This window comes from Halorubrum distributum JCM 13561, assembly GCF_000337395.1.
Lineage (GTDB): Archaea > Halobacteriota > Halobacteria > Halobacteriales > Haloferacaceae > Halorubrum > Halorubrum distributum.
Map to the genome: position 1 here is coordinate 59001 of NZ_AOJF01000025.1, position 20141 is coordinate 79141.

Sequence of the window (20141 nt, forward strand, 5' to 3'; positions counted from 1 at the left end):
CCTATCATGTTAATGAGTTAATATGGCTAGTTCAAACTATGAGATCCCTAACGCTCCGGATATCAATTCAGAGGATATTGAGCCGAGCGCCGACCTATCAAAGGTTGATCTCTCTGACGCAGACCTCTCTGGGGCTGACCTCACCAACGCGTACCTCGGGGGTGCTAACCTCTCCAACGCGACCCTCGTAGAGGCCGACCTCACAGGTGCGAACCTCAGAGACGCCGACCTCACCGACGCGGACCTCTATCGTACAGACCTCACCGACGCGTACCTTGAGGGTGTCAACCTCTCTGGCGCAACCCCCGTAGAGGCCGACCTCACCGACGCGAGCCTCAAGAGAGCTAACCTTTCTAGTACAATCCTCATGGAGGCCGACCTCACCGACGCGGACCTCTATCGCACAGATTTCACCGACGCATACCTCGAGGGTGCCAACCTCACCAACGCGTATCTCTCAGGGTCTGACCTCACCAACGCGTACCTCGAGGGTGCCAACCTCACCGACGCATCCCCCATAGGTGCTGAACTCCCCAGAGCAGTCCTAACTGATGCGTCTCTCTTGGGTGCCGACCTCCCTGGCGCGGTCCTAACCGACACCGACCTCTCAGGGGCCGACCTCATTAAGACGGGCCTTATTGAGGCTGACCTCTCAGGAGCCGATCTCACCGGCGCAAATCTCAGACATGGTCGCCTCAAAGAGGCCGATCTTACTAACGCCGATTTGTCCAACGCAGACCTCTATCGTGTCGATCTCACTGACGCAGACCTCGAAGGTGCCGTCCTCACCGACGCAGACATCACGGACGCAGACCTCGAAGGTGCCGTCCTCACCGACGCAGACCTCGAAGGGACTGACCTCACCGGGGCGAATCTCAAAGTGGCCGACCTCACCGGGGCGAATCTCAAAGTGGCCGACCTCACCGGGGCGGACCTCGAAGATGCTGTCCTCACCGACGCAGACCTCGAACGGACCGACCTCATCGAAGCGTCTCTCCTAAGTGCTGATCTCACCGGGGCGAGTCTCAAAGAGGCCGACCTCACCGAGGTGGACCTCGGAGGTGCCGTCCTCACCGACGCAGACCTCGAAGGGACCGCCCTCACCGAAGCGTATCTCCCAAGTCCTGACCTCACCGGGGCGAGTCTCAAAGAGGCCGACCTCACCGAGGTGGACCTCGAAGGTACCGTCCTCACCGACGCGAACCTCAGATTTAGTGAATTCCGAGGGAGCGATATCACCGACGCAAGCCTTAGAGGGTCCGACCTTTCTAACACTGACCTCACCGGCGCTCACCTAGAGGGGATCGATCTCACCGACGCGAGCCTCAGAGAAGCTGACCTCACCGATGTTAACCTAGAGGAGATTGATCTCACCAACGCGAACCTCAGAGAAGCTGACCTCACCGGCGCACACCTGAAGGGGACCGATCTCACCGACGCAAGCCTCAGAGAAGCTGACCTCACCGATGTTAACCTAGAGGAGATTGATCTCACCAACGCCAGCCTCAGAGAAGCTGACCTCACCGGCGCACACCTGGAGGGGGTCGATCTCACCGGCGCACACCTGGAGGGGATCGATCTCACCAGCGCGAACCTCAATCAGGCCGACCTCACCAGCGCGAACCTCAATCAGGCCGACCTCAGAGGGGCCAATCTCACCGACGCGAGTCTCAGAGAGGCCAACCTTTCTGGCGCTGATCTCACCGACACCGAACTCTCTGGCGCTGACCTCTCTAGAACCGATTTAGAAAAAAGTGATCTTCACAAATCAAAGTCACTACCGACCAATCTTAGCGGAGCCAATTTACGGGGACTCAATCTTTCGGAACAGAACCTGTCCAGCGTCAATCTATCACGGGCAGACTTACGGGATGTTAACCTGATCGGCATGAGTGCGAATCAGGGGACTACGGTCGGTAGAATGTGTACTGGGTTGTCGAGCCCGGACGAATATGATGAGTTGGCTCAGGGATATCACGAACTCAAAGAGGCGCTTAGTCAGGAGGGACTTAGCCAGCGGGCACGGGAGGCGCGGGCGCTTGAACAGCAAGCGCGGACCGCCGAAGCATGGGAACGATTCAAACAACAATCCTTCAGTCAAGTCCGTCAGCTACAGACTCTTAACGGTTGGCGACAGGGATTAATCCCACTGTGGCCTGCTCCCGAAGCCCGTACACAATTTCTCACAGCAGTTGGTGGCACCCTCTCTCGGTACCTCACAGGCTACGGCACTCGACCGCTCTACGTCCTCTTGTGGACCGCAGCGATTGTCCTCGGAACGACTGGTCTCTTCGCACTCGGTCCATCCCCAGCTGACGGTTGGGAAGGGGGGCCACTCTACTATTCGGTTGTTACGTTCGTGACGGCGCCGCCCCACCCACCGAGAGATTTGGGGGCTATTACACAGGCAGCCGTGTTAATTGAAACATACCTTGGGACGGCTCTGATCGTGTTGTTAGGTTATGTCCTTGGAACGCGTGACCGTGTGTGAGAATTATCGAGTTGTTCTAGAAGTCGGGAAGCAGACTTCTATTCCATTTTCGAGGCCTTGTGAAATATTTTATAAGTTATCCTTGAGTGACTGTTGCTGTGTTAGACAGTTTCGACGTCCGATATGAGGATATAGTAGTAGCCCTCAAACGTCTTTACTTTTCGTTGCTACCTTTGTTAATATACACTACAATTGGGGTGATCTTGGAGATTGTAGACATCGTGGTTTTTCCAGACGGTGCCAGCGTTGCTAACTTGATGCTGTACTATTTTATGGCAGTCCCTCACAGAATCCTTTTTATTTCGCTTATATCTGTAGTCCTGATTAAATCAATATCCATCAGTAAAGCAGGTCTACTCCATATTTGGAGGAGATACACGCCTCCGTTTGACCCTACAGTGAAAATCTTACAAGAACCGCGGTCTACAGCAGATCTTATTCAAACAGCCCGAAAACGAGGTTTTTGGGCCCTGGGCATCGGATTTGCTATCGGTGTGTCTATTCCATTAACAGGAGAGATCCCACTACAGTATGGAAGTATTTCGTTTGGTGAATTGCCGGATCTACCTTATGCTGAAACGCTTAGTGAACTCGTATCCGGGTTTCCGATTGTCGGTGATTTGCTTGTACTATCACTCATTTCAGTCCGATCCACAATATTATATATACCCATCTCGATATCGGCTTTTATTATGATTATTGGGATATGGAATTTATCATACTATTCAAGAAACTACCTGTATGTAAGCAGAGAATCAGATGAAACGAAATGCGGCCTCATATTTAAATTGTTAGCAACAGCCAACGCAGTAGTTGCCACTGTGTACCTGTATCTGGTTTTATTAGTTGGCTAACAGGTCGTCTGTATCCACTACGGGCGATTGAAGCCGTTAAGATCCTAGCTCTCCTCGTTTCCAAACGAGAGCGTATCACCGATACCGCGGGTGGACCCACACCAGCCCACCACCGTACGCCTCGACCCATGCCGTTGGATCGTCGAGCTCACGCTGGAGTAGTTCCTGCTCACCGGCGTACACTCCGTGTTTGTCGAATTGAACCGCGACAAGCGATCGCGAAGCGGTCTCGTAGTAGATCGCTCGCTCGGCCTCGTGCCCGATCCCGACGAGGTCTCGCCCCTCCTCGAATCTGAATAGATTCTCAGCCATTTTCGCGCTGTGGACCCCCGACCGTCGAAGTTGGAGCTCTTCAGCGAGGTTCACGAAGACGTCGCGGCGCCGAATCCCCTCTCCCGAGTTCGTCGTTGCCATATCAGTAGCACGGGTAGAGAGGGTAAAGGACGTGAGCCATGGCCACAGAGTGAAACTGGAAGTATGAGAACCTTATAGGTGTTTGTCGAAGCAACCAAGTTGAATGTCTTTTCCGTCCTACTTAGAGACTGAGTTCACACCTTGTCAAGACAACGAGGCACGCAAGCGGTGCTAACGCATTTATGTACATATGGACTGCCGATTCGCGCCCTGTGAGTGAGGATGTGTGCTTGTAAGAGGCTCCTTCTAACACAATTACAGCGTTGGATATTAGCATATGAAACATGATTCAATGGTATGGAAGTTGAAGATTATCTCCATGAAGCCGGAGAAGTAGCGAGCAAGGCGGATACTGAAACCAAGCAAAGTTATCGAGAGAATGTGAGCAGGTACAGTGATAAAGACTACACTTACATACCGATACCCGACTCAGACCAGTACTATAATGTTGAAAGCGGAGTATTAGGAACCCTCAGGCCTGAACAAATTATCAGTGGTCGAACTCACCTGATTGAAGTACTGAGACGAATGGAGGATCTCCCATTCCTTCTTATAGATCGGTGTATCTCGACCTATTATATTCGGGGAGTTGAATCCGGCCACATTCTACGGTATGGGGGGAAAGGTGGACCGAACGAAGAAACGGACAGACAAGACGCGCGTGCTGTTGCTGAAGAGCACTTTGATGAAGATGTCGATATATTCGCTCCAGAGGAATTCAAAGAGCAGTACCCGGATGAGTTTGAGGAGCGTATTTCTGATCCAAGATATCGTATAATAACCCTAGCAGATCTGAACAAGCGGCCAATGAAAGAGATGCTTTATCGGCTCTTCGCTGAATTATCGTCATCTGTTTCAGAAAGGATTTCCAACCAGTACCCGAATTCAGAGGAGCTCTTTGACCAAGTGCGTCCAGTAGTGATCGGTCGCTGGAAAAAGGCGAAGATGAAGGATATTAACTTACACATCTCTGAACATATGAATATGACTGACATGAAAAATGTGCTATTGTCGTCAGATATTCATCTTGTGGAGGCGTGCGGGTTTGAGTCGAAGGAAGATATTCAAACGCTGGATTCGCTTTCTGATATTCGAAATTCTGTAATGCACGCCAACCGCTCTTTGGTACACGATCGGTCTGACATAGATGACGTGTTAGACGCTATTAATGAAGCAGAGCGAATTCTATCTAACATGCCTTAGGTTTAGTATTGTTCAACTACCAAAGGTAGGGAGTGGTTCTTCCCACATACGCTCCAGATATTGGGGTCGTTTGAACAGTGTTTTGGCGTATCTATGACCTCCATGGCCCAGACTATGCCCAGAGATGCCCAATTAGTTAATCAGGTAGTTCGGAGGTAGTCCTTTTTTGGCGAATACACCTCGCCCTTGTTACGGAGTTTCTCGATCTCCGCCTCCGCTCTCTCAGAACTCATTCCAATCTCATCAGCGCGGTTGAGCACCTCCGTGACAGGCGCCCCCTCCTGATGTTTTTCATCGATGTCCGCGATGAGCTCTTTGATATTCTTGATACGGTCTCGCTGGCTCTTTGAGGTGTCTGTTTCCACCACATCGGCATCGAATTGCTTCGTCTCACCGTCGGATTGTTCCGTGTCAGCGTCGAATTGTCCTGTCCCCGGGTCGACACCGATATCTTTGAGACAGGACTCGACAAGTTCGATTACTCGATCCGCATCCTCAACTTCAATAGTATCAGAGAGGCGAACCCGAGCGCTAGCCTCTGAGAGACGTACTAAAGTCTCCAGCTTCCGGGCAGTGACTGGTACTGGCCCGTCATCGTCGGCGCCTTTGGATCGGAGATCGACATAGAACTCTGTAATCCGATCTTCGGCTTCAGACGACAGTACCGGAGAAATCTGCCGGGAAATTGCAATATGCTTCTGAATGAGAGGAGCGTCTAACGGCGTTTCGATCGATTCTGGAGGCTCAGGATCTGCNAGTACCGGAGAAATCTGCCGGGAAATTGCAATATGCTTCTGAATGAGAGGAGCGTCTAACGGCGTTTCGATCGATTCTGGAGGCTCAGGATCTGCACCCGCCTCTTGTAACTCACCCGTTCGATTTATTTCCAGTACGTGATTTGCCGTCTCTTCATCTTTATCGGGATCAGGTGAATCAGTGACAGTGAACACAAGATCGAATAGAGTGAACGACTGTGCGTCGACCCCCAGTTGCTCAGCGATAGGCTCGTACTGATCGAACATCCCATATTCCGGAGACCCAGCAGCAAGAACGCCAACTCGAGTGTCTACGGTCTCATGGATAGATGCCTTTGAGATCGTGATCTGCTGTTGCTCCATCGGCTCAGTGAGCGCACCCATCGCATCATCACCGATCTCAGAGAGATTGTCGATCACTGCCAAGCCGCGATCCGCAATCGGCAGCGCTCCTACTTTAAGCTCCCACGGACCATCCTTACCGCCAGTCCGTGCCGCAGCGGCCGTTAATCCCGCCTTCGACGTCTCTGCCCCGTTACTATACGTCGACCGTGGAGCGATTCTTGCTGCTGATCTCAAAATCCGACTGAGCCCGACCGCAGGATCACCTACCAGCAGAACATGTGGCTGTCCTCGGATTAGCTCTCCGTCCTCAGTCCGCTTTTGGACACCGCCGTATAACTGAAGTAGAACAGCTAGCTTCTCCTCTTCTAATCCGTATATCGAGGGCGCAATGGAGTCTCGCAGGGCAGAGAATATTTCCCCGTCATCAATGAGTTCGTGAAGGTGTTGCTCCTCGCTACTAGTCGGAGCAAAATCAAACTCGTCACTGGGCGATATAGACAGACCATCGACGTACAAATCAATCAACGGGCTCGAGTTGTTTCCACCTTCTATCTGTTCTGCGCGGAGGGTCCCGACGACCGTGATATGGTCGCCCGGAGTCGCTTCACCACACAGATCATCGCTCAGTTCGACATCGATCGACTGAGGCGTTTCACCGGTTTCGAGCCCTTCCGGGGATTCCTGAACTCGGATTTCCTGTGAGTCAACGAATTCAGACTGATCCATATTGATCCGGAACGGTCCCTGCCGCTCACAGCCCTGGCACTCTTGCGGTTCTTGGAAATCTCCGTCAGACTGTGGGATGTACGTCATCGTGCCGCAGCGCTGGCACTCGAAGGATGCTTCCGTTACTCGTGGTCGGACATCAGTCGCCTTTCGGACAACCCCACGGAAAGAGACCAAGCTTCCGATGAGGTTGTCGTGGACGCGGATGCCGCGGATATCGACGTTATCAGGGAGATCTTCCATTCGGACGTGTGCGCGACCAAGGCTTACGTCGGCAGGGAGATCGTACAGTCGAAGCGCCTCCTCGGCATACTGGCGTATCTGGTCGGGTTTATTTCGGAAATCCTCGGCGAGGTCGCGGTCGAATTGGAATAGGTCGTCGTACTTGATGTACAACGAACGCTGCTCGTTGGGGTAGCGCTGCGCAAGTGTTCCGACCTCCTCGCGATAGTAATTTCGATAGAACTGGATGAATCGGTCAGTGAGATCCTGATTCGCCATGAGATAATCCAAACAGACTGACGTAATTAAACTGGCGTAGGTGTTAGAATTCAGGCAGGTCCCCTTGCTCTGATTTCTGTCTGTGAGAAATCTATGCGGGCAATAGATCAAAGGTATTGGCTCTTTTGAGGCCGCTAATGTACTATTGAAGCCTGTTCTGGATATGATGAGTATTCGTCAGCGTGACTCAGAATTAAGTTGAGTAGCAGAACATTCAAACACACTTACCAGAAAGAGAGGTGTATGTCCGTACAACCAACTGAGGACTACCCTCGAATCTACACGGCAGGGGCGATGCGCTGGCAGGACAGTGAAGACTCGTGGTGGCGACGTAGTGTCGAAGAATCTCTTGAGGAGATTACCTTCTATCACCCAGAAGACGCATACTTCGACCATGGAGGTGATTTCGTCCAAGGTGCCGTATCGGAAGACATCCAGGCGATCAACGCCGCTGACGGCGTCGTAGCCTATTTTTCGGAGACGCCTCAGATTGGCACACTCGTCGAGACACTACACGCACTACACACAGATACACCGACGCTTGTGCTGTTCGACGACGATCTTATCGAGGCTGGGGTTAAGGACCCTGACTACCCGATTCCTATCGAGAGCGCACTTTACCGAGCAACTGCTGACGACCACTGGTTCCTCATCAATTACATCAACGGGGATGACGACCGGTCGGGACAGCGGAATATCCCCGGTTGGATTTCCGCGTGGGAAGGAACGCCGCGGGGATCGGTTGTCGGTGTTGAAACTACAGCTCATATTCGTCAAGCGGTCACAGAATGGACAGCAGACGAGTTTAGCGTGGAGTTTGAATAATCCGAGGAGTCACTGACACCCCGATCTTAACTAGTGTAACAAATCGCTTCCTACCTTCGGAGCGGATTGCCTTCAGAGTAGCACAGAATAGGTCAGTTGGAGTTTAACAGGTGTCTATTTTTGAAAGCTGAGTATTTGCTGCCTCAATGTGTTGATTAGCCTGTTCTGATTGATTGTTTTCCATCGCCTCTGAGGCCTGTACCATCTCGTCGCAAGCGTTTGAGCTATGTCGATACTCACAGTTCAAACTCTCTGCGTCACTGACTAATTCCTCAATATACGAGGTTATCTCTTGTACTTGGAGATTATCTAAATGGGTCTCAGCAGACACAAAGTGGTTTTCAGAATCCGCATAATGAGAGCGGGCAGTACCATATTCCTCATTGTCAAACGCATTTGTACCTAACTCGAACGCTCGATCTCCCTCAACTTCAGCGATTCGGGCGGGAACTATCTGGTTAAGCCAAGCGAGTTCCTCCTGAACCTCGGCAAACTGGTCTCCTACTACGAGCATTTCTTCTTTAAACTGATCACCCAAATCTGCCACTTCGGCAGCCTCCTGTACCTCATCTAGTTTTTCACCGACCTCTTCTAGTGAGGACCTGGTCGGTGAAATCTGCTCCTGAGCTTCTTGAAGGATATCTATCGCAGACTGATGTTGCCCATCGAAGTATTCATCAACCCCTGTATTGACGAGGCTCGTCAATCTGAGGTATTCCTCATTGTAATCGGCTAAAGAATCTTGGTACGATGCGAGCACACGCATTGCGTCGATATGATCACTCAACGAGCCGTCGTCATCTTGTTCAGCACTGTCAAGTTGACTGCGGGCCTCAGAGGTTCGTGATTTGACTTCTGAGGAACTGAACTCTACATTACTTCCCTCTAACAATAGCTCTTGACGGACTTCATTGAATACCTCGGCGTTCTTTCCCAACAGCTCGATCGCCTTGTCATAATGTTCTACTGCGTCCTCAGGCCCGACAGGTCCTTGCTCACTGTTTACTGACTCCGATTCGTTTTCGCTATCATCTCCAGAAGGCTCAGATTGATTTTGTCCATCTGAGGAACACCCCGCGAGCACTGGTGTAGCAAGCATTACCGAAGTTCCAATCAGCGTTCGTCTGTTCATAATGTTACCAAAAATACATTCCATGAAAAAACTACTGACAAACGACGTTTACTATACCTTACCTTCTGAAATCAGGATTGTATGAAGTCCTGAACGGGTGGCAGTGTCGCCCCGCTTTACTCAGTCGAGACCGCTGTCATTTCGCTCGCGACCGTGTCGCCTTCGAGGAGCAACAGAATCGTGAGGTCGTGCGACCCCGAATCAACTACCGATTAGTTGGCATGTCGAACCCGTCGATAGGGTCACTGAATAGGATTTTATTTCCGACAAAAAGCGAGGGTGCTACTCGTCGCCGACGTCTTCCAAGTCGTCAGCGTCGAGCTCGCCCGCGAGGTAATCGCGACCGCGATCGGTGATCTCAGTATACCCTTGGGGGTCCTCGTAGCGTTTCACTAAGCCAGCCTCCTCGAGCTTTGGAAGCCGGCGGTCGATCGTGGGTCGCGACACGTTCTCGACGTTGAAAGCGATCGCAGTTGGCGGCAGCGCTATGCCGTGGTGAGCGAGAAACTCTAAGATCGCATCATCAGACTTGGTCATCCAACTCACCACGGGTCTCATCAGCCGCCGATTCTGCGAGACGGCTCTTAGTTATAGGGTTATACGAGCAGCCTAATTGTCTCGACATTCTGTATGATAGTCTTGACCATCATAGTTAAGTCCCCAGAATCCGCACGCTACTCTCACGGACCCACTCGCCCGTCTCGGACGTGGCGAGCCTGAAAAGGACGCGGGCCGCGCTGCGCCAACAGCCGGCCCGGGTGGGGTTCCGTGGATACGCACGAAACCCATGTACGGGAACACCACAGGGGGGCTTCAAACTCCCGACCGAGAGCACGAACAGCGCTTCACTACCACTCCCGACGCGCTCGCCGTTATCGTCCGCGCGGACCGCGCCGCGCACGACGTGGCGCAAACCACGTTCGCCGAGTTCGCGGGAGAGATCGACCTGTACCCCGAGAATCATGATTAGGACTCATAGCGACGGAACCGGCAAAACCCGCAGTATCGCCCGACGTGACGACCACGTTCAGTTTCGCCGAGCGCCTTTGGCCGACCGCTTTTATAAGGTAACGTCTCGCCCCGATATGGTCGAGATCGACCTTGATGAGGAGACGGATCGGTGGCAGTGGCGGTGTCCCGCGGGACACCGCTCGTGGGAACCGACGAACTACCACTTCTGGTGCGCGCAGTGCGCCCGGTCGAACGACACGGACGCCGAGCCGGAGTTCGAGGAGCTGCGAAACGTCCGCACCGACGAGACCTTCGAACGCGACGAGGTCGAGCTCGTGCGCGGCTCGGAGTCCTACGAGAGCCTCCGGGGTGGTCGCGCGTGAGCGATTCACCGAGCGAGTTCGCCCCGAAGCAGGTCACCGACGCGGATCTCCACGAGATCACCGTCCTCGACGATCAGAACCTTCTCGGTCGCCTGGAGGCGGCCGGAGAGGAATCCCTGAAGATGGGCGAGATTGTCTCGCCGATTCTGTTGGCTGACCTCACGGAGACGTTCCAGGAGGAGTTCGGAGACACCGACGCGCGGCTGAGTTTCGTCGAGGCGGAGGAGAGCGGGATGGTCCTCGTCTGCCTTCGACCGTGGGACGGAGACGGTAGCGAGGCCGTGGTCATGCCCGCGAAGGTGGACCGATGAGCCCGACCGTCGACGTGGAGATCCGCCGGAACCGCCACGGTTCGGTGCTGGCGTACACCGACCGGAACCGCGCCTCCCGACTTCTCGCGAACCACCGCGCCGTGTTACAGTCGCTGTATGACCTGGTCGACCGCCGACACGGAACGGACGGAGACGTCGTCGCGCGGCTCCACGTTCGCGACGAGGACCACCAGATAAAGGGACTCGACCTGGCGGACCGGTTCCGGCGCGACCTCGACGCCGACCGCGCGATCTCGCTCGTCGAGAACCTCCGCTACCACGCTGGCGAGCGCGAACTCGTAACCGACGGCGGTATCGATCAGCCGGGGAGTACCGGCGACGAACCCGAACGCGGTTTCGGCAGCAGGAAAGGGGGAACACGCAGGTGCGTGCCTCTGACACGGTGCGCCGATCACACCGATAGATCCCAAGGGCTAGATGCGGAAAGGTTTGCTGGAAAGCGTCGGCTGGTTGCCGACGGCGGTCGCGACCGCGATGACGACCTCGCCCGTATCGCAGACGCCCTCGAACTCCAGAACGCGCTCCTCCTCCAACTGGTTCAGGACCGGCGCCGGGACGCCGCGCGAAACGATCCGAACCCGGACCGCAGCGCGCCGTCGGACCGCGCTACCGCGACCGACGTGGTCGACGCGTACGGCGACCTCTACGGAGGATCGGTCGCCGGGTGGGAGTTCGACCCGGTGAGCGACCGTATCGAGAACATGGGGGACGGACGGTGAGCCGGAAGCCGTCTTCGCCGCCCGCGAACCCGTCCGACCTCTCGCCGCGGGAGGCACGCGACCGGTTCCTCGAAAAGCGCTCCATGGAGAACTCCGACAAGACGATCCGGAGCTACGACAACCGCCTCACGCGCTGGGTCCACTGGTGCGAGGAGCGCGGCGTCGAGCGCGTCGGCGACCTCTCCGGCTGGCTGTTCGACGAGTACGAGCGCCACCTCCGCGCCGAGGACAACGCCCCGGCGACGGTGAAGGGAAAGATGACCGCCGTCTCGCAGGTCGTCCAGTACCTCGCGACGATCGAGGCCGTCGACGAGGACCTCCCGGAGAAGGTCCACGTCCCGAAGCTCACGCGGTCGCAGGAGACGAGCGACACGATGCTCGACACCGAGGACGCGAAGCAGCTCCTCGCGTTCTACCGGAACGACCCGGCCCGCTTCGGCACCCCGCCGCACGCGGTCCTCGAAGTGTTCTGGAACACGGGCTGCCGGCTCGGCGCCGTCGTCGGCCTCGATGTCGGCGACTACGACCCGGAGAACGGGTACCTCGAGTTCAACCACCGACCGGAGTCCGGAACGCCCCTGAAGAATAACGACGAGGGCGAGCGCGTCGTGCGCATCTCGGAGCCGGTCGTCGACGCGCTCGACACGTACATCGCCCGGGAGCGCTCGGACAAGCGCGACGAGCACGGCCGCGAACCGCTATTCGCTGGCCGGCAGGGCCGCGTCACGGACACGACGATCCGCTCGTGGACGTATCAGGGGACACAGCCCTGCCTCTACATGGAGTGCCCACACGGGCGTCGTCGCCGCAGCTGTAAGTTCACGGAGCGCTCGCACGCCTCGAAGTGTCCTTCGTCGCGAGCGCCCCACCACATCCGGACGGGGTCGCTCACGTGGCACTGCGACCGCGGGCTCCCGATCGAAGTGATCAGCGAGCGCGTCGACGCGGACCCGGACACGATCAAGCGCTACTACGACAAGGCGGACCGGCACCGGAAAATGGCAGAACGCCGAGAGGAGTACACTGCGGACCTCGATATCGCCGGAATCGGCGAGGAGGACGACGACTCATGACAACGACACCGAAGACGGGTATCTCAGAGTACCGACATAGGGGTAATCGCGAGTTTGGTTCGTCCCTCCGGCCCCATTCCTTCAGTTTCATCCGATATGGTTAGATAGGGTTCTTCTGGTTTGTTGCTGGAGTCTTGAGCTCGCCCTTCGTTCAAGAATTACTGTCCGCCGGCCCAATTGAGATTCATCGCTCAATCGGATGGGCATCGCACAAGGAATCGCGTTCTCCCTGATATTTCCCAGCACACGGTAACACCCCGACAAAAGTAGGGCGTCACAATTCCGGTATGTGGATCCCCTGTACTGACTGCGGTTGAGTGGGAATATATCACTTGCTGAGGATTTCAACAGAGCTTGGTAACTCTACGCCTGTCGGCGTCTGTAATCGCGTCAGATAGCTCTCTCAAGAGAAATCAGAATCGGAATTCAAATGAGCGAACGGTTGTAACACAGGATGTCCCAATGTCAGAAGATAGCAGTTCCACCAACGTACCCAGCCAGCCCGTTGTTGTCCAAGAAGATACCCATCAGAACGAAATTCCGGAGAATATCGACTCTGAGCTGTATTCGGCGGATAGCCCCACCAACTCGTTCCACGAATTCACAATCGAGCGTGGAGACGAACTCGTTGAAGCGCTCCGCAATAACGGCTACACGGTCAAATTCAGGGAGCGGTGACATTCAGCCTGGACTTCGTCGGGTCACTTAGAAACGGATAGGCTCGGGTGCTCAGTCTGTCTGAGGGATGACTCACTCCTCGTCAGTCGGTTCCAACGGAAGACGCTCGGGATCGACATCCTCGTATGGTTTGTCAGAGCTTAAGATGGGATGCCACGAGCTTCGGCAGTAGCGGCATGGGACGAATCGAACGCAGTTGTTCGGTCATCAACATAATTCACAGCCGTGAGCACGATCTGCCGTTCTTCGTCGGTCTCAACGGGAACAACCTCAAGCGGCTCTGTTGAAGCCCTATTCTCCAGATTTAAACTGGGTTGAAACACATGGTCGCTGAAAGGTGCTTCCTGATCGGTAGCGAGAGTAAGTGTAGTACATCGCGAGTGAGGTCGTTTATAAGTAGCATCCCGGTTTTGCCGTTGGCCGTTTATAAATGATTGAGACTGCTGGGATGACGGCCTCCAAAGCCCCAGTCGGGAGGCGGGCGCACGCTCGCTGCCGTTCGAAAGGCGCTTCGCGCCTTTCGTGATGTCGTCAGAACGCTCCGCGTTCTGATTGGCTCACGAGAGCGAAGCTCTCGTGAACGCCTGTGGCCGCCTCGCGACTGCCCCGTTGAGTCCCGCCCCGCACCGCTCAGCACCACCGGAAGACGGTCCTGCTCGCTCACTGCGTTCGCTGCGCGGGCTGCGACTTCCGTGCTCCCGCTCGCTCCCTCCGGTCGCTCGCGGGACCACAGCCTCACGCCTCCCCAACCTCGTCGGGCGCGTCCTGCGGGCTCCCTCCGGTCGCCCTCGCCGCGCCCGACTCCCTCGCGCGTGCGACTCGCGCCCTCCGGGCGCTCGTCGGCACGCGCCACCGCACCCCTTTTTATAAGCACTCGTCGTCGTCGCTCGTGGTTACTTAAATACGACATCGCGGCTGTAGATCTGCGATACCTACTCCCGGAATCGCTCGTCGCTATGTCCATACCGGCCACGCCCCGATCAGACTGAATCACTTCCGAAGAGCTTCAACGGAGCCGTTCAGCCCAAGGTTGGTCTGGATCGTGATCGGGCCCTAACGGAGCAGGGGAATAGAGACGTACTCGACGGACAGGAACGGGCTCGTCGGCCGGTGGGCGGCGTCGAAAATTCGATTCGGCTTCCAACTACCGCCGCGCCACGATCCGCGCGGCCATGACGCCGACGATGGCGATCATGCCCGCCATCGCGAGGTAGATCGCCAGCCCGATCGTCTCGCCGTTCGCCCCGTTCACGCCCGCGAGGCCTACGAACACGACGGCGATAACGGCGTGGAGCGCGAACACGCCGGACGGGACGTTCGCGCCGAGGTCGAATCCGATCTCCATAACCCCGCTTCGGGGGGCGACGGAAAAAGTCGTCCGGTCGGACCGCGCGACGGCTCGATGCTCCACGCCCAGTCCCGTCGCGAGCAGGTCGCCGCGGTCGGCGCGGCGACGACCGCGTGCCCGGCACGGCTGAGAAAGCGTGGGGGGTCCCGGAGGTCAACGTCGGCACGCACAGCGCGGCGGGAGCGAACGCACTACCCGATACCCGCCAGCGGGTGCGATCTCGTCGCCGCGGAACGGAAGTGCCCGCGGTACCCTCGCGACGCTTACGACTGCGGCTCATCGGGCAGATCGAACACGTCCTCAACGTGCGCGTCGAACTCACGCGCGATGCGCCAGGCCAGCTCCAGAGAGGGGTTGTACTCCCCCTTCTCGACGTAGAGGATCGTCTGGCGAGTAACGTCGACGCGGTCGGCGAGCTCGGCCTGCGTCAGCCCCGCCTCCTCGCGGAGTTCGCGGATACGCGTCTCGAACTCCACGCTTACGCCTCCACGCCCCGGCGTCTGACCCAAGCCCGCGTGCCGTGGGCGACGGAGGAGACGCAGATCGCGACGGCCGCCCACACTACTACGACGCGGGCCTGCGCGTAGGCGGTCCGCGCGAGGCCGGTGAGCCCGCCCGCCGCCTCTATGGCGGACCCGAGGAGGAAGACGGTGAGCGCGGCTCCGAACAGCAGCATCGCGGCGCGGCTCGCGGCGGTCCGCGTGATCTCGCGGGTGCGCTCGTCCACCGGGGTGTGACCGACACGGTCGGCGAGCGTCCGACTGACCGGGAAGAACGCGGCGAACAGCACCGCGCCGCTGGCGATGAGCGGGGGGGATTCGCGTGCCAGTCCGAGGTTGAGGGTCAGTACCGTCACGAGCATGTGAACGGCTCGTCCGATGCGGTAACGCGTCCGAGGTCGCATAAGGTGGTCACCTCTGAATGTTACTTCGATCTAACGTTATATATTTCTTACTCGCCCGCCCAGCGCGTGACCCGCCGTTCGCGGGGGTTGAAGGAGGTCTGGGCGGCGGGCGCGACCTCGGAGAGTAGAGCGTCGGGCCGGGGTCTCCGGACGGGCGGCCGACCGGTCAACAGCGAGTTACAACACGTCGCCGATCCGGACCGGCTCGCCGTCCAGATCCGGGTCCTCGGCGACGATTGTCAGCACCTCGTGGTCGGTAACGTCGCGGTACGACTTCCCGGTCGCCTCTTCGATCAGCGTCTTCTCCAGCTCGAACTCCGTGCCTTCGTAGACGACGTCGACGCCGCGGTCGGTGAACGTCAGATCCGTGCTCATGATTCCGAGTACTCCGTTCGAGGTGATAAGGAACACGCACTGCCGGGAGACGACCGTCGCGCGTGCGAACCAGCGGCGCCGGTCGCGCGCGGACCGCGACCGCAGGCGGCCTCAGGTCGCGTCGCAGGCAGCGTCGTAGCCCGACTCGCAGAGCCGTTCGAGCATCTCGCAGGCCTGTCCGTTTCCGCCCGCGCAGAGCCGGCGCGCGAGTGCGACCGTCGCGGCGGAGGCCTCGTCGTCGCGGCCGTCTCCTCCGGCGTCGTCGGTCTCGTCCGATCGACCGATAGAGCGCCCGCGCCCCCGACGACGGGAGCGCGCTCGTCGGCCGAACCGAGGGGTTCGGTTACGTTCCCGTGCCATACGGTACCAATGGGGGCGGTGAAAAATAAATCCAAATCGAGTGTGTGAACGACACGCACACCCACGGTCGGTCCACGCCGTCCGCGTTTCGGGTTACAGAGCGTCTCGGCAGCGGGCGGCGACTCAGTCCTCGGCTTCGTCGTCCCGCATCTCCGAGAGGCGGCCCACGAGGTCGTCGGTGTCGGCGTCGCCCTCGATGGAGACGTCGCCGTCGTGGTCGTTCTCGTGGACGTTCACCGCGTCGTCCTCGTCGGTGTCGACGTCCTGGTCCTTCTGTTCGCTCTCGTCGTACGATCCGAATCCCATGAGCGACACTTCGGCGGCGCACTGAAAAGCACAGCGACCGTCATCCGTCGCGGTAGGGGTTCACGTCCCGGTCCGGGACGGAGTTCTGCGGACCTGACGCGGCGCGCCCGCGTCCGACGCCCGTCCGACGCCCCGCACCGTTTATACGCGCGGGGCGACTGCTCCCGGTGTGTCGCTGCGAGGAGACGGCCCGATAGAGGAGCTCTCGATCCCCTCGGGGACGACCGTCGAAGAGCACGACGTCGTGGTCGACGGCGACGTGCTCGTGGGCGGCCAGTCGACCGTCGAGCTCGGCGTCCGCGGGCGCAACGTCGCGATCGGCGAGCGCGTCAGCGTCGGCGACGACATCGAGGCCGAGGGCGACTGCCGGCTCGACACCTGGTGTTCCGTCGACGGCAACGTGCTGGTCGGCGAGGACGCCTACCTCGGCGAGCGGGTGACCGTCACCGGCCGCCTAATGGTGTCGGGCGACCTCGACATCGGCGACGACGTGACGATCGAGGAGGGGTTCGAGGCCAACGGCTGGATCGTCATCCGGAACCCCGTCCCGACGATCGTCTTCTACTTCATCGTCCTCTCGCAGCTGCTGCGCGTCGGCGAGACCGACGCCGCCGACGAGCTGGCCGAGGCGCTCGCCGACGGCGACGACGTCCGCGACCCCCTGCTGGTCCCGCGGAGCGCCGAGATCTCCGACGACGCGTGGCGCGTGTCGACGCCGGCGACCGTCGGCGACGACTGCCGCCTCCACGGCAACCTCCGCGCGGCGTCGATCCGCGTGGGCGAGCGCAACGAGGTGTTCGGCTCGCTGCGCGCCCGGGAAGACGTCACCGTCGGCGCCGACACGGTCATCCACGGCGACGTGACGACCCGCGGCGGGACCGTGACCGTCGAGCGCGGCGCGCGCGTCCTCGGCGACGTGTCCGCGGGCGACCTGGTGGTGTACGACGGCGCGGAGATCCAGGGCACCCTCCGAGCGCGCGGCGAGATGAAGCTAATTCAGGAGACGGAGGCGGAAGAAGAGCCCGAGGAAGCGGAGGAAGACGAGGCAGCGGAAGAAGTCGAGGAAGTCGAGGCTGACGAGCCGGAGGAGACCGGCTCGGAGGAAGCGGACGGAACCGAGGAAGCGGACGGAACCGACGAAACCGAGGAAGCCGACGAGCGAGAGGTCGATACCGAGGAAACCGAAGCCGAGGAAGCCGGCGAGCACGAGGCGGAGGAAGCGGACGAAGCCGCGGACGGTGACGAACCCGAGGGCGACGACGGCGAACGAGCCGACGATCCGGACTCCGGCGGCGACGCGACCGAGAGCGAGACGGCGGCGGTGACCGCCGACGCCGGGGCGGCGGTGGACGCGGCCGAGTCCGAAGACGAATCCTGATCCGCCGAACCGAACGTGTTCGACTTTCTCTGGGAGATCCATCAAATACTGTATCAGGGGCTAATACCCCGATTTGAGGGCACTGAACGATTCCTTTCACGACATAAACCGCCGCTCCGATCGACGTTTAACGCGGTTTTAGCCGGATTAATTTCACGCCGATTCTAAACTGACACAAGGCACTTACAACGGCCACCGCAACGGGCGAGTGCGTCATGAGCCGATCACTGACGGCGACCCGCCGCGCCACGCTGGCGGGACTGGGTGCGATCGTCGCATCGGGAGGCGTGACAGGTGTCGCCGCGGCCGCGGAGAGCGACTGGACCGTCGAGGAGACCGAGACCGACAGCACGCTCCACGACGTGGTGTCGGCGAACGCCGGCCGCTTCGCGGTCGGCGGCGGCGGCGTCCTCACCGTGCGGACGGCCGAGGGCTGGCGAACGCTTCGCGACGGCGGCCCGACGGGGAACGGAAACAACCTCTACGGGGCGTCCGTCACCGACGACGGCGAGCGCGTCTGGTTCGTCGGCGCGAGCGGCGCCATCGGCGAGTACGTTCCCGCGACCGACACGCTCGTGGACCGCTCCGCGCCGATGGACAACACGAACAACTACAATTCGGTCGCCGTCACGGGCGACGCCGGCGAGGCGAACGTCTACGTCGCCGGCGACTCCGGGAAGATATACTACAGCTTCGAGAACGGCGCGGCGGGGACGTGGGACTACGTCACGCCGGGCAGCGGCTCCGCGCTCCCCGCGATCGACTTCCACGGTCCCCGCAGCGGGCACGCCATCGACACGAACGGCCGCGTGTTCGTCACGGACGACGGCGTCACCTGGAACGCCGTCGGCATCGAGGACGCCAACGTGACGTTCTACGGCCTCGACAGCGACGCGCCGGACGACGTCGACGTCTCCGGCGGCAACGGGACGGTACTGACCTACGACGGGGCGAACTGGACGCCCGATGCGCTCGGCGACGCCGACCTCGTCGACGTCGAGACGGACGGCGACGCCGGCTACGTCGTCGGGAGCGGCGGCGTGGTCCAAGAGCTGACGGCCGACGACCGGTTCGTCCTCGACACGCCCACCGGCGAGAACCTGAACGCGGTCGACGTCGACGGCGACGCCGTCGTCGTCGGCGACAGCGGTATCGTCCTGCGCCGGTAACCGCTCCGGCGAATCCGACCGCGCCGGCGAATCCGATCACTCCGGCGTCGACCGCGCCTGCGGCTCCCATCGCGACGGTCCATACCCGCCGTCCGCGGCCTATCGGGTCCCTCTCAGTCGCCGTCTCCGTCCGGGGCGGCGACGAACACCTCGTCGTCGAGCCGCGCACAGACCTCGTCGGCGAGCGTCCGGAGGTTCACGGTGTCCTCGCGGTTGTACGAGACGAGCGTCTCCAGCGCCGCCTCGTCGCCGCGCTCGTACTCGCGCCAGAGGCGGACCGCGTCGCGCCCGGAGATGTCCGGCCGGTCGCGGTCGATTCCCAGCTGCTTTTCGATCGGCTTCAGCCCGCCCGAGAGGCCGATCCGCTTCGCGGGGTACATTACGTCGAGGTGGGGCGTGTCGATCTCGACGTCGAAGGAGGTCTCGAGGAAGGGGACGTCGAAGCGCGCGCCGTTGAACGTCGCGAGCAGGCTCGCGTCCGCGAACTGCTCGCGGAGGCGCCGCGCGGTGAGGTCCTCGCCCGCGACGAGCGTCGTCGTCTCGCCGCCCTGATGAAAGCTAACCGTCGTCACGCGGTCGCGCCGCTCGTCGAGCCCGGTCGTCTCGATGTCGAAGAAGCAGGTCTCCTCGCGGAAGTTCTCGTAGAGCCGCCAGCGTTCGCCCGAGGGGAACACCCGGTCGAAGTAGGCGGAATCCCCGTCGTCGAGCCGCGCGAGCGCCTCCGCGATGAACGACTCGATCCGGTCGGCGGTCGTCGACCCCACCCCCGCGACGTCGACCGCGGGGTCGAACTCCTCCCACCTCGTGACCCCTCGCTCCCAGAGGCGCCGTTCGGTCGTTTCGCCCACCCCTTCGACGGGGATGAAGCTGTTCTCGATGCGCATGTCCGTCCCGGAGCGACGCGCGAGTAAAAAGCCGA

General features: G+C 59.2%; 23 protein-coding genes and 1 pseudogene. 12 read left to right on the top strand and 12 right to left on the bottom strand.

Annotated elements, in window-relative coordinates; translation table 11 throughout:
* Nucleotides 1–22: 22 nt before the first annotated feature.
* Nucleotides 23–2491, top strand: coding sequence for a pentapeptide repeat-containing protein (locus C470_RS03725; protein WP_008365365.1), 2469 nt, complete (start codon nucleotides 23–25; stop codon nucleotides 2489–2491).
* Between the two features lie 98 nt (nucleotides 2492–2589).
* Nucleotides 2590–3345 carry a hypothetical protein gene (locus C470_RS15580; RefSeq protein ID WP_152418633.1) on the top strand — a complete coding sequence of 252 codons (756 nt, stop codon included), beginning with the start codon at nucleotides 2590–2592 and terminating at the stop codon, nucleotides 3343–3345.
* Between the two features lie 75 nt (nucleotides 3346–3420).
* Here C470_RS15580 and C470_RS03730 read toward each other — a convergent pair whose 3' ends face one another.
* On the bottom strand, nucleotides 3421–3759 hold the full coding sequence (locus C470_RS03730; protein WP_008365367.1) for a hypothetical protein: 339 nt from the start codon (nucleotides 3757–3759) through the stop codon (nucleotides 3421–3423).
* 297 nt (nucleotides 3760–4056) lie between these two features.
* Between C470_RS03730 and C470_RS15585 the strand changes: the two genes are divergently transcribed.
* On the top strand, nucleotides 4057–4962 hold the full coding sequence (locus C470_RS15585; RefSeq protein ID WP_152418634.1) for a hypothetical protein: 906 nt from the start codon (nucleotides 4057–4059) through the stop codon (nucleotides 4960–4962).
* 140 nt (nucleotides 4963–5102) lie between these two features.
* Here C470_RS15585 and C470_RS15230 read toward each other — a convergent pair whose 3' ends face one another.
* Nucleotides 5103–7289 (bottom strand): minichromosome maintenance protein MCM, encoded by a 2187-nt coding sequence (locus C470_RS15230; protein WP_082226645.1) that lies wholly within the window; start codon nucleotides 7287–7289, stop codon nucleotides 5103–5105.
* 243 nt (nucleotides 7290–7532) lie between these two features.
* Between C470_RS15230 and C470_RS15590 the strand changes: the two genes are divergently transcribed.
* A complete protein-coding gene (locus C470_RS15590) occupies nucleotides 7533–8114 on the top strand; it encodes a nucleoside 2-deoxyribosyltransferase domain-containing protein (RefSeq protein ID WP_152418635.1) in 582 nt (193 codons plus the stop codon).
* 103 nt (nucleotides 8115–8217) lie between these two features.
* Here C470_RS15590 and C470_RS15595 read toward each other — a convergent pair whose 3' ends face one another.
* Nucleotides 8218–9246 carry a hypothetical protein gene (locus C470_RS15595; protein WP_152418636.1) on the bottom strand — a complete coding sequence of 343 codons (1029 nt, stop codon included), beginning with the start codon at nucleotides 9244–9246 and terminating at the stop codon, nucleotides 8218–8220.
* Between the two features lie 282 nt (nucleotides 9247–9528).
* Entirely contained in the window at nucleotides 9529–9804 is a 276-nt protein-coding gene (locus tag C470_RS03745; protein WP_008365370.1) for a winged helix DNA-binding protein, read from the bottom strand.
* A 229-nt stretch (nucleotides 9805–10033) separates the two neighbouring features.
* On the opposite strand from C470_RS03745, the gene C470_RS03750 reads away from it, so the two are divergent.
* The 6 genes from C470_RS03750 to C470_RS15235 all read left to right on the top strand — a co-directional run bounded on the left by C470_RS03750 (nucleotide 10034) and on the right by C470_RS15235 (nucleotide 13382).
* Nucleotides 10034–10216 (top strand): hypothetical protein, encoded by a 183-nt coding sequence (locus C470_RS03750; protein WP_008365371.1) that lies wholly within the window; start codon nucleotides 10034–10036, stop codon nucleotides 10214–10216.
* A gap of 115 nt (nucleotides 10217–10331) precedes the next feature.
* On the top strand, nucleotides 10332–10580 hold the full coding sequence (locus C470_RS03755; RefSeq protein WP_004596392.1) for a hypothetical protein: 249 nt from the start codon (nucleotides 10332–10334) through the stop codon (nucleotides 10578–10580).
* Entirely contained in the window at nucleotides 10577–10891 is a 315-nt protein-coding gene (locus C470_RS03760; RefSeq protein ID WP_007346302.1) for a hypothetical protein, read from the top strand. The genes C470_RS03755 and C470_RS03760 overlap by 4 nt, the downstream gene beginning before the upstream one ends.
* Nucleotides 10888–11631: a hypothetical protein gene (locus C470_RS03765; protein WP_008365375.1), complete on the top strand. Its 744-nt coding sequence runs from the start codon at nucleotides 10888–10890 to the stop codon at nucleotides 11629–11631. The genes C470_RS03760 and C470_RS03765 overlap by 4 nt, the downstream gene beginning before the upstream one ends.
* On the top strand, nucleotides 11628–12704 hold the full coding sequence (locus C470_RS03770; RefSeq protein WP_008365377.1) for a tyrosine-type recombinase/integrase: 1077 nt from the start codon (nucleotides 11628–11630) through the stop codon (nucleotides 12702–12704). Before C470_RS03765 ends, C470_RS03770 begins: the two co-directional genes overlap by 4 nt.
* Nucleotides 12705–13166: 462 nt before the next feature.
* Nucleotides 13167–13382 carry a hypothetical protein gene (locus C470_RS15235; RefSeq protein WP_004596396.1) on the top strand — a complete coding sequence of 72 codons (216 nt, stop codon included), beginning with the start codon at nucleotides 13167–13169 and terminating at the stop codon, nucleotides 13380–13382.
* Between the two features lie 72 nt (nucleotides 13383–13454).
* Here the strand turns inward: C470_RS15235 and C470_RS16455 are convergent.
* The 7 genes and pseudogenes from C470_RS16455 to C470_RS03800 all read right to left on the bottom strand — a co-directional run.
* Nucleotides 13455–13657 (bottom strand): annotated as a pseudogene (locus tag C470_RS16455) (PIN domain nuclease); the annotation flags it as partial.
* Nucleotides 13658–14526: 869 nt separating this feature from the next.
* Nucleotides 14527–14727: a hypothetical protein gene (locus C470_RS03775; RefSeq protein ID WP_004598425.1), complete on the bottom strand. Its 201-nt coding sequence runs from the start codon at nucleotides 14725–14727 to the stop codon at nucleotides 14527–14529.
* A gap of 266 nt (nucleotides 14728–14993) precedes the next feature.
* Nucleotides 14994–15206: a helix-turn-helix transcriptional regulator gene (locus tag C470_RS03780; protein ID WP_007346298.1), complete on the bottom strand. Its 213-nt coding sequence runs from the start codon at nucleotides 15204–15206 to the stop codon at nucleotides 14994–14996.
* A gap of 2 nt (nucleotides 15207–15208) precedes the next feature.
* On the bottom strand, nucleotides 15209–15592 hold the full coding sequence (locus C470_RS03785; RefSeq protein WP_008365379.1) for a hypothetical protein: 384 nt from the start codon (nucleotides 15590–15592) through the stop codon (nucleotides 15209–15211).
* A 219-nt stretch (nucleotides 15593–15811) separates the two neighbouring features.
* A complete protein-coding gene (locus C470_RS03790; RefSeq protein WP_004598428.1) occupies nucleotides 15812–16009 on the bottom strand; it encodes a DUF5800 family protein in 198 nt (65 codons plus the stop codon).
* Nucleotides 16010–16120: 111 nt separating this feature from the next.
* On the bottom strand, nucleotides 16121–16369 hold the full coding sequence (locus C470_RS03795) for a hypothetical protein (RefSeq protein ID WP_008365381.1): 249 nt from the start codon (nucleotides 16367–16369) through the stop codon (nucleotides 16121–16123).
* Nucleotides 16370–16492: 123 nt separating this feature from the next.
* A complete protein-coding gene (locus C470_RS03800) occupies nucleotides 16493–16675 on the bottom strand; it encodes a DUF5786 family protein (protein ID WP_004598430.1) in 183 nt (60 codons plus the stop codon).
* Between the two features lie 169 nt (nucleotides 16676–16844).
* Here C470_RS03800 and C470_RS03805 point away from each other — a divergent pair, with 169 nt between their 5' ends.
* Both C470_RS03805 and C470_RS03810 read left to right on the top strand, forming a co-directional pair.
* Nucleotides 16845–18053, top strand: coding sequence for a polymer-forming cytoskeletal protein (locus C470_RS03805; protein WP_007346294.1), 1209 nt, complete (start codon nucleotides 16845–16847; stop codon nucleotides 18051–18053).
* Nucleotides 18054–18340: 287 nt separating this feature from the next.
* A complete protein-coding gene (locus C470_RS03810; protein WP_008365384.1) occupies nucleotides 18341–19222 on the top strand; it encodes a WD40/YVTN/BNR-like repeat-containing protein in 882 nt (293 codons plus the stop codon).
* A 113-nt stretch (nucleotides 19223–19335) separates the two neighbouring features.
* Here C470_RS03810 and C470_RS03815 read toward each other — a convergent pair whose 3' ends face one another.
* The gene (locus tag C470_RS03815) at nucleotides 19336–20106 is read right to left on the bottom strand and encodes a ribonuclease H-like domain-containing protein (protein ID WP_004598173.1); all 771 of its coding nucleotides are present in this window, start codon (nucleotides 20104–20106) and stop codon (nucleotides 19336–19338) included.
* Nucleotides 20107–20141: the final 35 nt, after the last annotated feature.

Excerpts from the sequence above, each read along its gene's own strand:
- C470_RS03725 (WP_008365365.1), top strand. The coding sequence starts at position 23 with ATGGCTAGTTCAAACTATGAGATCCCTAACGCTCCGGATATCAATTCA.
- C470_RS03730 (WP_008365367.1), bottom strand. The coding sequence starts at position 3,759 with ATGGCAACGACGAACTCGGGAGAGGGGATTCGGCGCCGCGACGTCTTC.
- C470_RS15585 (WP_152418634.1), top strand. The coding sequence starts at position 4,057 with ATGGAAGTTGAAGATTATCTCCATGAAGCCGGAGAAGTAGCGAGCAAG.
- C470_RS15590 (WP_152418635.1), top strand. The coding sequence starts at position 7,533 with ATGTCCGTACAACCAACTGAGGACTACCCTCGAATCTACACGGCAGGG.
- C470_RS15595 (WP_152418636.1), bottom strand. The coding sequence starts at position 9,246 with ATGAACAGACGAACGCTGATTGGAACTTCGGTAATGCTTGCTACACCA.
- C470_RS03745 (WP_008365370.1), bottom strand. The coding sequence starts at position 9,804 with ATGAGACCCGTGGTGAGTTGGATGACCAAGTCTGATGATGCGATCTTA.
- C470_RS03750 (WP_008365371.1), top strand. The coding sequence starts at position 10,034 with ATGTACGGGAACACCACAGGGGGGCTTCAAACTCCCGACCGAGAGCAC.
- C470_RS03755 (WP_004596392.1), top strand. The coding sequence starts at position 10,332 with ATGGTCGAGATCGACCTTGATGAGGAGACGGATCGGTGGCAGTGGCGG.
- C470_RS03765 (WP_008365375.1), top strand. The coding sequence starts at position 10,888 with ATGAGCCCGACCGTCGACGTGGAGATCCGCCGGAACCGCCACGGTTCG.
- C470_RS15235 (WP_004596396.1), top strand. The coding sequence starts at position 13,167 with ATGTCAGAAGATAGCAGTTCCACCAACGTACCCAGCCAGCCCGTTGTT.
- C470_RS03775 (WP_004598425.1), bottom strand. The coding sequence starts at position 14,727 with ATGGAGATCGGATTCGACCTCGGCGCGAACGTCCCGTCCGGCGTGTTC.
- C470_RS03785 (WP_008365379.1), bottom strand. The coding sequence starts at position 15,592 with ATGCTCGTGACGGTACTGACCCTCAACCTCGGACTGGCACGCGAATCC.
- C470_RS03790 (WP_004598428.1), bottom strand. The coding sequence starts at position 16,009 with ATGAGCACGGATCTGACGTTCACCGACCGCGGCGTCGACGTCGTCTAC.
- C470_RS03795 (WP_008365381.1), bottom strand. The coding sequence starts at position 16,369 with ATGGCACGGGAACGTAACCGAACCCCTCGGTTCGGCCGACGAGCGCGC.
- C470_RS03800 (WP_004598430.1), bottom strand. The coding sequence starts at position 16,675 with ATGGGATTCGGATCGTACGACGAGAGCGAACAGAAGGACCAGGACGTC.
- C470_RS03815 (WP_004598173.1), bottom strand. The coding sequence starts at position 20,106 with ATGCGCATCGAGAACAGCTTCATCCCCGTCGAAGGGGTGGGCGAAACG.